This window comes from Desulfofundulus sp. JL263-se (assembly GCF_056316025.1).
In genome coordinates this window covers 461,782-474,110 of record NZ_CM149993.1, presented here as the reverse complement: position 1 = coordinate 474,110, position 12,329 = coordinate 461,782, and the positions used below count along the sequence as shown (strand labels likewise).

General features: G+C 45.4%; 10 protein-coding genes. 7 read left to right on the top strand and 3 right to left on the bottom strand.

The window, feature by feature from the left end:
- Window positions 1–10: 10 nt before the first annotated feature.
- Window positions 11–448, top strand: a complete 438-nt coding sequence (locus tag ACX4JR_RS02345) for a zinc ribbon domain-containing protein (protein WP_476059452.1) — start codon at window positions 11–13, stop codon at window positions 446–448.
- 159 nt (window positions 449–607) lie between these two features.
- Here the strand turns inward: ACX4JR_RS02345 and ACX4JR_RS02340 are convergent, their stop codons facing one another.
- Window positions 608–2,062 (bottom strand): APC family permease, encoded by a 1,455-nt coding sequence (locus ACX4JR_RS02340; RefSeq protein WP_476059451.1) that lies wholly within the window; start codon window positions 2,060–2,062, stop codon window positions 608–610.
- Window positions 2,063–2,439: 377 nt separating this feature from the next.
- On the opposite strand from ACX4JR_RS02340, the gene ACX4JR_RS02335 reads away from it, so the two are divergent.
- The 6 genes from ACX4JR_RS02335 (at window position 2,440) to ACX4JR_RS02310 (ending at window position 10,426) form a co-directional block, all read left to right on the top strand.
- Window positions 2,440–4,209: a sigma 54-interacting transcriptional regulator gene (locus tag ACX4JR_RS02335; RefSeq protein ID WP_476059450.1), complete on the top strand. Its 1,770-nt coding sequence runs from the start codon at window positions 2,440–2,442 to the stop codon at window positions 4,207–4,209.
- Window positions 4,210–4,364: 155 nt separating this feature from the next.
- Complete coding sequence (gabT, locus tag ACX4JR_RS02330; protein WP_476059449.1) at window positions 4,365–5,708, top strand: 4-aminobutyrate--2-oxoglutarate transaminase; 1,344 nt, start codon at window positions 4,365–4,367, stop codon at window positions 5,706–5,708.
- Window positions 5,709–5,729: 21 nt separating this feature from the next.
- Window positions 5,730–6,974, top strand: a complete 1,245-nt coding sequence (locus tag ACX4JR_RS02325; RefSeq protein WP_476059448.1) for a Glu/Leu/Phe/Val family dehydrogenase — start codon at window positions 5,730–5,732, stop codon at window positions 6,972–6,974.
- Window positions 6,975–7,065: 91 nt separating this feature from the next.
- Window positions 7,066–7,863 carry an IclR family transcriptional regulator gene (locus tag ACX4JR_RS02320; RefSeq protein WP_476059447.1) on the top strand — a complete coding sequence of 266 codons (798 nt, stop codon included), beginning with the start codon at window positions 7,066–7,068 and terminating at the stop codon, window positions 7,861–7,863.
- Between the two features lie 199 nt (window positions 7,864–8,062).
- The gene (locus ACX4JR_RS02315) at window positions 8,063–8,533 is read left to right on the top strand and encodes a nucleotidyltransferase domain-containing protein (protein WP_476059446.1); all 471 of its coding nucleotides are present in this window, start codon (window positions 8,063–8,065) and stop codon (window positions 8,531–8,533) included.
- 129 nt (window positions 8,534–8,662) lie between these two features.
- Window positions 8,663–10,426 (top strand): aldehyde ferredoxin oxidoreductase family protein, encoded by a 1,764-nt coding sequence (locus tag ACX4JR_RS02310; RefSeq protein WP_476059445.1) that lies wholly within the window; start codon window positions 8,663–8,665, stop codon window positions 10,424–10,426.
- A gap of 126 nt (window positions 10,427–10,552) precedes the next feature.
- Here the strand turns inward: ACX4JR_RS02310 and ACX4JR_RS02305 are convergent, their stop codons facing one another.
- Window positions 10,553–10,762, bottom strand: a complete 210-nt coding sequence (locus ACX4JR_RS02305; RefSeq protein WP_476059444.1) for a biotin/lipoyl-containing protein — start codon at window positions 10,760–10,762, stop codon at window positions 10,553–10,555.
- Window positions 10,763–10,779: 17 nt separating this feature from the next.
- Window positions 10,780–12,321 (bottom strand): acyl-CoA carboxylase subunit beta, encoded by a 1,542-nt coding sequence (locus ACX4JR_RS02300; RefSeq protein WP_476059443.1) that lies wholly within the window; start codon window positions 12,319–12,321, stop codon window positions 10,780–10,782.
- Between the last annotated feature and the right edge of the window lie 8 nt (window positions 12,322–12,329).

Genomic DNA, 12,329 nt, shown 5'->3' with positions numbered 1-12,329 from the left:
GATTCTTCGGATGGAAGAAATACTTAAACAAATACTTGCTGAAATCCAGGAAGTAAAAGAAAAAGTTGGCGGTTTGAAAATAGAACTTGGAAATTTAAAAACGGAGGTTGGAGACTTAAAAACGGAAGTTGGAAGCCTGAAAACGGAAGTCGAAAGCCTGAAAACGGAAGCTAAAAACTTAAAAGCGGAAGTTGAAGGCCTTAAAAACGGCCAAAAGGAATTATACCAGCTTACAAGAGGCTTGGAAGAAAATGTTACAATAACCAGGAATATCGTCAGGCGGATTGACGAAGAAATTAACTATTTAAAAGGCAGTAATTCCAGGATTTTGGAAAGGCTTAATAATATGGAGCAGCAAGCGGCTGAACAAACTGAATATATTGCAGGAAAACTTGGAAAATATGATATGGAAATTGATTTACTAAAAAGAAAAATAGTTAATAGTTAAAAATAAACAGGGACTAACGTCGTAGTTTCAAAAAGCTTCCAGGGCCTTGCAACCCTGGAAGCTTTTGTCGCTTAATAACACCTGGCAGTCCTTACACTTTTTCTGGTCTACCGTGAGCTTGGGAATTTCCACCCCGTGCTTCTTTAAAGCTTTAAAGCCTTAAGCCATAACTTTATGCTCCGGCTTTTCCAGGGAAGATTTATTTGCCTCAGTTATGTTTTCACGTACCTTTTCATACAGTATTTTATCTGCTGCATTACCATGCTTGGACCTAGTCCAAGCATAAAATACCACTCCCAGCACCATCCAGCCCAGAACTATGCCCCACTCATACGGCCAAACCAAGGCCGATGGGCTTCCCGGCAAATACATTAAAGCAATACCTATGCTTAATAAAACGGCAATAAAACCTACCAGCTTGCCGTTGGAAACCTTAAAGGGCCTGGGCATATCGGGTTCCTTATACCTGAGTACCAGGAAGGACAGCGCCACAGCCAGGTAAGCAACTACCACTCCGAGCCCGCCAGCGTCCACTAACCAGACCAGCATCTTCCTCCCCAGAAGAGGCGCCAGCATAGATAGGGCCCCCACAAGAAGAATGGCATTAGAAGGCGTCCTGTACTTCGGGTGCAACTTGCCCAAAAAGTCGGGCAGCATCTTGGCTTGAGCCATAGCATAAATGAGACGGCTGGCCCCGATATAAAAACCATTCCAGCTGGTAATAATTCCCGCCATACCGGCCAGGACCATTAAGTTTCCGGCCCACTGGCCGCCAAAGAGCGCCACCATGGCATCCGCCGTGGCTAGGCTGGTATTCTCCAGCTCGGCAGGACCAAGGGCCCGGGAGACTCCAAAGATAATTAAAACATACCATACTGCCGCCAAAAATACTGATAAAATCAATATCTTCCCAATTGTTTTAAAAGGTATGTCCATTTCTTCCGCCGCCTGAGGGATGACGTCAAATCCCACAAACATAAAGGGAGTCATAATCACTACCGAGAAAAGTCCAGCCATACTGCCGGTAAACAGCGGCTCCATATTAGCCGTACTCCCGGTAAAGAAACTGCCGGTTATAAGCATTATGCCCCCGGCGGCAATCATGAGGGTAAATATCGTTTGCATGAAGGCCGCCATTTTAACGCCCACGTAATTGATTATACACAGGATAATAGAACCGATTATTCCTACCAGGGCCCAGCTGGCATATACATCCCACCCGGCTACAGTCCACAGGTAACCTTGCTTATAATTCGGAAAAAGGTATTCCACCACCGTGGGCAATGCTACCGCCTCAAAAGATACCACTGAAATGTAACCCAGAACAATGGTCCAGGCGCAAATAAATGATGGTGTCACCCCCAGTCCACGATAACTAAAAAGCAATTCTCCACCGGCTTTGGGCATCGCCGCAGCCAGCTCGGCATAGGTCAGCCCTACAAAGGCAACCAGAAGTCCCCCAATAACGAAGGCAATCATGGCACCCAGGGTCCCGGCGGAAAGAATCCATCCCCCGGCCAGCACCACCCAGCCCCAGCCTATCATGGCCCCGAAGGCCAGGGCTAACACGTCACGCCGCGATAATACCCTGACAAAACCCGTATCCTGTGACACTTAATTTTCCCCCTTTTCTAAAAGTAAACACTAAGTAAAAATAACAATATTTTCAAAATTTTTTGTCAAAACTAAAACTTCTTACTGTTACCACCCTCCTGTAAAATTATCAAAATTATAGACTTGATTAAAATTCGTGTTGCAAAAAAAAAGCCAAATAAAAACATTTAGTAATCGTACATAAAATTTAATTTTTACTAATGCTAAAATCCATCAATTTTCACGATAAAAATTTAATTAATCAAATAATTTATTAAATACATATAAATTCTTTGTTGAATTAAGAAAATTCATAAATGAATTAAATTAGCTTTTTTATTAAATAATTATTAAAATTAATTTAATTAAAAATACATTTCCTCCTTTGGAGTGATTTAATGAGCTTAAGGAAAATTTTGGATATAATCGATATGGGAATTATAACGGTAAAAATTAATGGAATAATTTTGACTGTTAATAAAGCAGCAGAAAAAATGCTTGACTGCAAAAAGGAACACGTAGTGGGGCGAGCTTTAGACGAGGTTATTCCCGGGATTAATATGGACAAGCTCTTAGATACAGATAGCAACAAGTGGCAAAATATTGTAATAAAAGAAAAAAACCTGGCTTGTAAAGCTGCTCCCGTGCTTCTTAAAGAAAAGCCAAAGGAAATTGTGATATCATTATGTGAATTATCGGATTTTGGAGACCTCTTTCCCGAGAAGGATACCACCCAAAAATTAAAAAACCAAATAGAAAATTTAAATGTTTTTATTAAGAAATTAACAGCCATATTTGATTACTGCTTTGACGAAATTTACCTTACCGACGGAAAAGGTTATACCATATTTGTAAGTAAAGCTTGCGAAGAACTTTACGGGGTTAAGGCCGGTGACTTGTTAGGAAAACATGTTTACGAGCTTGAAAAAAAAGGCATGTTTTCCCGATCAGTAACCCGTGAGGTATTGCATAAAAAAGAACAAGTTACAATGATACAAACCACCAAAAGGGGTAAAAAACTCCTGGTAACAGCCAATCCCATTTTCAATGAAAAAGGAGAAATTGATTCTGTTGTCACCATTTCCCGCGATATTACAGAGCTCAGCATCCTCAAGGAAAAGTTGGCTGAAACTGAAGAACTTTCAGCGATGTATCTTTCCGAACTGGAAAAATTAAAAAAAGAACAGCCCCGTCAGCAAGAAATAATCGCCCAAAGCGAGCCAATTAAAGAAATTCTTGAAATGGTTAAAAGGATTGCCAGGGTGGATTCCACCGTGTTAATTGAAGGGGAATCAGGGGTCGGCAAAGGAGTTTTCGCCTCCCGCATACACACGCTTAGCAAGCGCCGCGACAAGCCTTTTATAGCCGTTAACTGCGGGGCGATACCGGAGAACCTTATGGAGTCGGAGTTATTCGGATACGAGCCGGGGGCCTTTACCGGCGCCAGAAAAAGCGGTAAAAAGGGGCTTTTTGAGATAGCGCAGGGCGGTACCGTTTTCCTGGATGAAATAACCGAAATACCTTTAAATCTACAAGTTAAATTGCTGCAAGTAATCCAGGACAAAAAGTTCAGGCGGGTCGGCGGAAACAAGGATATAGATGTGAATATACGCATAATAGCTGCCACCAATCAGGATATTCAAAAACTCGTTAAAGAAGGAAAGTTCAGGGAAGACTTATTTTACCGGCTTAACGTTATCCCCCTTTGGATCCCCCCTCTCCGTCACCGGCGGGATGACATTGTACCCCTGACAAAGCATTTTCTTAAAAAGTTCAATGATGATTACAGGCTTAATAAAAAAATATCGGATGATGCGCTAAAGATATTGGTCAAGTACGACTGGCCGGGGAATGTAAGGGAGCTGGAAAACCTTATCGAAAGACTGGTGGTTACCACCGACGGAAATCTCATTAAAAGCTTTCATTTGCCCGATTACGTGTTAAGTTCAGCAAGAACGAGCCACAAGGACGTTATTGTACTGAATATTTGCCCCTTAAAAAAAGGCATAGAGGAAGTGGAAAGCCAGCTTATTAAAAAAGCCTACGAAAATTACGGCAATACTTATAAAATCGCCGAAATCCTTCAGGTAAGCCAGTCTACAGTAGTGCGCAAGATACATAAATACCTGGGGAAATGCACGAATGAATTAAAGAAGATGCATCCGTGAATTACAAAAAATTAAATTTTAAAATACTCCCAATATATTACATAAACTGCACATTTATACTTACAAAATGTGCAGTTTTTTGTTTTTAACGACAAAAATATTTGGCATGCACTTTGCGTGAACAGTGTACAAAGACCAGTTAAGGAGGCATGGGTATGGCAGATAAGCAAAATACAGTTAAACCGGCCACAGAAGTACCAGGCCCCAAATCTCAAGAATTATTAGAAAAAAAACAAAAATTAGTGGCCCGCGGAGTATCCAACGCTACTCCTATCTTTGTGCAAGAAGCCGAGGGCGCCCGGATTACTGATGTGGACGGGAATACTTATATTGACTTCTACGGGGGAATAGGAACCCTGAATGCGGGACACTGTCCCCCGCCTGTTGTAGAGGCCATCAAAAAGCAAGCCGATAAGCTCCTCCACACGTGTTTTATGGTTACCATGTACGAATCCTATATTGATTTGGCAGATAAACTGACACAAATAACTCCCGGCAATTATCCCAAAAAGGCCATGTTCGTAAATAGTGGGGCGGAAGCTGTAGAAAACGCCGTAAAAATCTCCAGGTTTTATAAAAAGAAGCCCGGAATCATTTCCTTTGAGTGCGCATTTCACGGGCGTACTTTAATGACCATGAGCCTTACAAGCAAGGTCAAACCTTATAAATTCGGTTTCGGGCCCTTTGCGCCGGAAGTATACAAAATACCATCCGCCTACTGTTACCGCTGCTACTATCACTCCACTTACCCGGAATGCGGCCTGCACTGTCTGGAGCAATTTGAAAGATTGTTTGCCGCCGAAGTTCCGCCGGAAAACATTGCAGCCGTGATTATCGAGCCCGTACAGGGCGAAGGCGGCTTCATCGTACCCCCGCCGGAATTTTTGCCCGGCCTGAGGAAAATCTGCGATAAATACGGCATTCTGTTAATTGCCGACGAGGTGCAGACCGGTTTTGGCAGGACAGGAAAGATGTTTGCCTGTGAGCACTGGAATCTGGAGCCCGACCTTATAACAGTGGCCAAGTCAATCGGCTCCGGCATGCCCCTCAGCGGGGTTGTGGGCAAGGCCGAAGTAATGGACGGCCCCGACCCCGGCCATATAGGAGGAACCTATGGCGGAAACCCGGTATCCTGCGCGGCCGCCCTTGCCACCATAGACTACATGGAAAAAGAAAACCTGGTGGGGCGCGCCCAATTTATAGAAAAGGTAGCCAAGAAACGCTTCCTGGAAATGAAAGAAAAATACCCCATTATCGGCGACGTGCGCGGCCTGGGGGGTATGCTTGCCCTGGAGCTCGTCAAAGACAGAAACACCAAGGAACCGGCCAAGGAAGAAACGAGTAAGGTTCTTCAAGAGTGCTGCAAGAACGGCTTAATCGTTGTGGGGGCGGGCATTTTCAGCAATGTAGTGAGGACATTAATGCCGCTGGTAATTACCGACGAACAGCTTGAAGAGGGCCTGGACATTTTGGAAAAGGCCATTGCATCGGTGCAATAAAAAACAGAGAGGGAGAATATCATGGCAGAGCTTAATGCCTTCAAAATTGCCCAGCAGCAAATAAGTGCCGCTGCCGCAAAACTGGGGCTGGAACCCGAAATTGTAGAAATGTTGAAAGAACCCCAGCGGGTAATTGAGGTTAATTTCCCTGTTAAAATGGATGACGGCAGCATCCGCATTTTTAAAGGATTTCGCTCCCAGCATAACGATGCCCTGGGGCCTTTTAAAGGGGGCATAAGGTTCCACCCCGATGTAAATGTAGATGAGGTAAAGGCCCTTTCCATGTGGATGACCTTTAAGTGCGGAGTTGTAGGCATTCCCTTCGGGGGCGGGAAAGGCGGGGTAATCTGTAACCCTAAAGAATTATCACAAAATGAACTAGAGAGGCTCAGCAGAGCATATATCAATGCCATTGCGCAAAATATAGGCCCGGATAAGGATATACCGGCCCCCGATGTATATACCAATGCCCAGGTCATGGCCTGGATGATGGACGAGTTCAGCAAATTGAAGCAATCCAACCAGCCGGGAATTGTAACCGGCAAGCCCGTAATTTGCGGCGGCTCCCTGGGCCGCAGCGAAGCCACCGCCCGGGGTTGTGTTTTCACCATCCGCGAAGCTGTAAGCCACCTTGGCCTTGATTCCGAAAGCATTACCGTAGCAATACAGGGCTACGGTAACGCGGGCAGTACTGCCGCCACCCTGCTAAACGACATGGGATATAAAGTTGTAGCGATCTGTGATTCCCGGGGCACGGCCTACAACCCCGAAGGAATTAATCCCCGGGCTGCCCTCGACCACAAAACAAAAACCGGAACAGTAGAGGGACTGGAAGGAACCAGGCCGATTAAACAGGAAGAATTATTCCAACTGGACGTCGACATAATTATCCCCGCAGCGCTGGAAAACCAGATTACAGAGGAAAATGCAGGTAAAATCAGGGCCAAAATAATTGCCGAGGCGGCCAACGGGCCCACTACGCCTGATGCCGACAAGATTCTTTTTGAAAATAATATACTTGTCATACCCGACATCCTTGCCAACGCCGGCGGCGTCACTGTCTCGTATTTCGAATGGGTGCAAAACCTTATGAACTATTACTGGACGGAAAAAGAAGTAAATACCAAACTGGAGAAAGTTATGGTCGATGCCTTTAAAGCCACTTATAACATGAGCAAAAAACACGGAGTCGATATGCGTACCGCAGCTTACATGGTATCCATAAGCAGAATTGCCGAGGCAATCAAAATACGCGGCTGGGCATAGCTTGCTTCACGCCGCCAGTTTACAGGGAGGCCCCGGAATTTACCAGTCCGGGGCCTCCCTGTAATAATATTTTAATGCAAGGTGAATTTATATGCCCAAACAACGTAACAGCGGAGATACTTCCGGTGTACAGTCAGTGGAAAGAGCGCTTAGCATCCTCGAAGTTTTATCGGAAGAAAAAGGTCCCATGTCCATATCTGACCTGGCAGACAGGGTCGGCCTGAAAATAAGTACCGTTCACAGGCTTTTAAATACCCTGGTTTTAAAAGGATTTGTCAAACAGGACGAAGAGACCAGCAAGTACCGGCTTACCTTAAAACTATTAAGAATGGGCAGGACGGCCCTGGGCTATTACGACTTGCGCACCACTGCCAAGCCCTACCTGCACGAACTGGTTGAACGTTGCAACGAAACGGCAAATCTCGCCGTTTTAGACGGTGGAGATGTGGTTTATATTGACCAGCTGGAATCAAAAAATTTGATTATCGTTAAAATGTTTGCCAAGATCGGCAGCAGGGGCCCCGCCCACTGCACTGCCACGGGAAAGGTGCTGTTAGCGAGCCTGGAGGATGAGGAGCTGGACAGAATATTAAGTAAAATGCCCCTGGAGAGGTTTACCAGCAAGACTATTACCGATCCCGCATTGTTACGGAAAGAGCTGGCCCGGGTCAGAAAAAACGGCTATGCCCTCGACCTGGGGGAAAGGGATGAAGGAGTAAGGTGCGTTGCAGCCCCGGTACGCAATTACGAGGGAAAGGTAATTGCGGCCATCAGTGTATCCGGACCCAGCATAAGAATTACCGATTATTACCTTTATAATGAATTAATATCCATTGTATGTGAAGTGGCAAAAAAATTATCCGAAAAGATGGGATATAAAGAAAAATAAAATCAAACCAAAAGATGTTTATTTATAAAAACCCTGTTTAAAGGGTTTTTAATTTTGTATACAGTATTATGAATGGAATATATTTTCCCATAGTGGAAAACAAAATATTGACATGACACAAGACTGGATATAAAATAACCCCCGAAAATGAAAATTATTTCCGCTGTGCGGAAATGCTGCATTTAACGGGGGATTTTTTATGACCGCCAGCCAATTAATAGAAGCTTCCATTGAATTTTGCTGCCACAGGGAAAAAAGCACCAGGGACGAATTTGTTCAACTAATGCAGCAGGGTTATAAAACCGTTCACAGTAATTTTAGATATGCCCTGGCCAAAAAGCTGTGCCAGTTGTTTGAAAATGAACGTAATTTACGGGCCGTATATGTACACGGCAGCACCATCAAGGATAATGCCCGGATCTCTTCTGATATTGACCTTGTTCTTCACGTTGAAAGAAAGGAAAAAAAGTTATTCTCCTTAATAGAGCAGCTCAATTCAGAACTGCTCAATCATTATAAAAAGCTGATAGGAGAAGAAGCGGTCAAAATTACCCGGTTACTCGACGTTCAACTGGTAGACGACAAAGAAGTGCAAAAAAGAACGGGATATGGCGTTATAATCAATTCTCTTTTCAACCGCCCGCTAAAAATTTGGAACCAGGCAAGTTAATAATTCAGCACATGGTGGCGCAACACCATGTGTTTTTTATTTGGCATGGTTCTTGCTCTATTATTTTGATGTTATATTGCTTTGATGGCAAGAAAACTTTAAATGAATCTTATTACTGGGGGGCTCTGGATGTTTGGATTTTACGGTAAAATGCTCAGGGTTAATCTTACCACAAAAGAAACTTCAGTAGAGGAAATTTCTCCGGAAGTTTTTAAGTCCTACCTGGGAGGTAAAGGTTTAGGTTCTTATCTTTTGCTGCAGAACGTTTCTCCGGGTACGGACCCCTTTTCCCCGGACAATAAAATTATATTTGCCACCGGTAACGCCACCGGGACTAATATGTGGGGGAGCAGCCGGTACGGCGTATTCACCCGGTCCCCCCTCACTGGTTTATACGCGGAATCTTACAGCGGGGGTAGAGTGGCCCCGGCACTGAAAAAGACGGGATATGACGCAATTATACTGGAAGGTAAGGCCCCAAAGCCGGTGTACCTGGAAATTTCCGATAAAAAGGTTATATTTCACGATGCCTCGCACCTGTGGGGCAAAGATACCTATACCACAGAGGATACCGTAATAAAAGAAGTGGGCGTTCCAGAGGCTCAGGCAGTTGTAATCGGGCAGGCAGGTGAAAACCTGGTCCGTTTTGCCTGCATAGAAAATAATTACTGGCGGTCGGCGGGGCGCACGGGAACGGGCGCCGTAATGGGCTCCAAAAATCTCAAAGCCGTAGTATTCCACGGCAATGCAAAGGCTGAAATAGCAAATCCTGAAATGCTAAAGGATTATGTTAAAGAACTAAAAGAACTTTCTAAAGAACATCCTGCAGTCAATACTTACAAGAGATACGGCACCACCGTAATGGTCTCTTTAATGAATGAAGCAAAATGCTTCCCTACAAAGTACTGGTCAAAAAATCACTTTGTTAACTGGAAAAATATTTGCGGGGAAACTCTTTTAGAAACCCTGGACGTCAAGTCCAAAGCATGCCCGCACTGCATGATGGCCTGCGGCAATTTAACTACTGTCACTGCGGGGAAGCACGCCGGGCTAAAGCTGGAAGGACCGGAATATGAGACCATTTACTCCTTCGGAGGACTTTGCTGCATCGACCGCCTGGATGAAATTATATATTTAAATGACATCTGCGACCGCCTGGGGATGGATACCATAACGGCAGGGAACCTGGTGGGCCTGGTAATGGAAGCCAGCGAAAGGGGTCTCATTGACTACCGGCTGGATTACGGTGACGCCGAAGGAGCAGCCCTGCTCCTGCAAAAAATTTGTGACAGGAAAGATATCGGCAACATTTTGGCGGAAGGAATCAAAACCGCAAGCCGGGAACTGGGCCTTTCTGACCTGGCAATACACGTAAAAGGCCTGGAACCTGCCGGGTACGACCCCAGGGTTTTAAAGGGCGTCGGGCTGGGATATGCAACATCGGCCAGGGGCGCCTGTCACCTCAGAGCCACCTTTTATAAGCCGGAAATTTCGGGAATTATTGACCCTAAAATAACTGAAGGAAAAGCAGAACTATATATAGAATTTGAAAACAGGCTGACAATCTTTAATACTCAAATCCTGTGCGTGTTTTTCCGCGACCTCATTCAATGGTCCAATTTGATCACACTTATTGAGGCCACTACCGGCATTAATTATTCCGAACAGGAACTGAAAGAAATAGCCAATAACATAATAAGCATGACCCGGCAGTTCAATATTTACAACGGTGCCGGGCCGGAAGACGACAAGCTCCCGAAGCGATTGTTCAAGGAACCCCATAAAAATGTGGAAAGCAATCTTACCGAAGATGAGCTGCAAAAAATGCTCTCTGATTACTACAAGCTGAGGGGTTGGGATAAGGAAGGGAAACCTGTCAACCTGAAAATCTAGCTTTTAAAAAGCTTTTTCCATCCTCCTTAAACAAATTTTTATTTGTCCCGGGCGGGTGACGCCCGGGCTTTTTTTATAACGCGAAAAGGGGGAGGCCGCATAGCGCCCTCCCCCTTGTTTTATCCTTTATTCCACTGTCATCACCACAGTATCCGGGTTAACCACATCACCGGGTGCTACCTTTATTTCCTTTACCGTACCGTCAGCAGGGGCATAAATTTTTACGTACATTTTCATTGCCTCAATGGTAGCAACCTCATCATTTGCCTTGACCTGATCGCCTACATTTACATCAATTGAGACAACCTTGCCGACCATAGGTGCAACTACATCCATTCCACAAGGCCTCCTTATTATAAGTTAATATTGGAGTACTTTCTCCACGGTCTCGCCACGGATTTATTCTCTAAAACATCTAAAGCTCCACAAATATATCTTCTGGTTTCCGAAGGCAGGATAATTTCGTCAATATACCCGCGCTCAGCAGCTCTGTATGGATTTTCATAAAGGTCACGGTATTCTTTAATCCTCTTAGCCCTTACTTCCTCGGGATTTTCCGCCTGTTTGATTTCTTTGGCAAAAATTACGCTGGCGGCAGTCTCCGCTCCCACAATGGTAACCCTGGCCTCCGGCCAGGCGAATACAAGGTCCGCCCCGGTATCCTTGCAGCACATGCCCAAATAGGCCCCTGCGTAGGATTTGCGGAGAATTACGGTAATCTTGGGCACGGTGGCGTCAATATAAGCATACAACATCTTGGCCCCGTGCCTCAATATTCCCTTCCATTCTTCATCGGGACCGATCATATAAGCCGGCGTATCGTGGAAGTTGACCAAAGGAATATTGAAGAGGTCGCAGAATCTTACAAACCTTGCCACCTTGTCAGCCGCATCACAGTCAATAACGCCTCCCATGTGGTTGGGCTGGCTGGCCACTATGCCGGTACTCCTGCCGTTGAAGCGCGCGAAGCCCACTATTACATTTTTGGCAAAATCAGGCATTATTTCAAAGAAATACCCGTTGTCCACCAGCTTAAGGATTACATCGTGCATATCGTAGGGAATCATGGGCTGTTCAGGTATCATATTATCCAGCTCGGACACCGGCCTGTTGGGGTCGTCCCCCGTTTGCACCCGGGGCGGCTTTTCTCTGTTATTTTGGGGCAGGAACGCCAGCAGTTCCTTAACCTTATCCAAGCAGTCCTTATCATCTTCCGCAACCACATGGGTACATCCGGATTTTACCGCGTGTGCTTCCACCCCGCACAGTGTCTGCAGGTCTATATCTATGCCCAGCTGGGTCTTAACGAAGGCCGGGCCGGCAATGCCCATAAAGCCGTAATTTTTGCACTGGAAAACAAAATCCTGCATAACCGGGTGGTAAGCCTGCCCGCCGAGGCAGGGGCCCATAATTAACGCTATCTGAGGAATAATCCCTGAAGCCAGGTTTTGAGAGCGGAACAGCCAGGCATACGCCTCCAGGGTATCCATTCCTTCTTGCAGCCTGGCCCCCCCGGAGTCATTCATCCCCACGAAGGGAATCCCCATTTCTTTGGCCATATCTATGGCCTGGGCAAATTTTTTACCGTGGTATTCCCCAAAAGTACCGGCCATGGCAGTATAATCTTCGGCAGCGGCCATGACCATTCTTCCGTTGACTTTGCCGTAGCCGACCACCACGCCCTCCGCGGGAACGTCTCTATTTGCCATGCCAAAGGCTGTCTGGCGGTGCTTTATAAATGTCCCTATTTCTGTAAAAGTGCCCGGGTCAAAGAAGTACTCTATCCTTTCGCGGGCGGTCATTTTACCGGCTTTATGCTGTTTTTCAACGGCTTTCTCCCCGCCCATTTGCTTTATTTTTTCTTTTTTCTCCTTGAGTTCCTGGTAGCGATCCATTTAAGCTT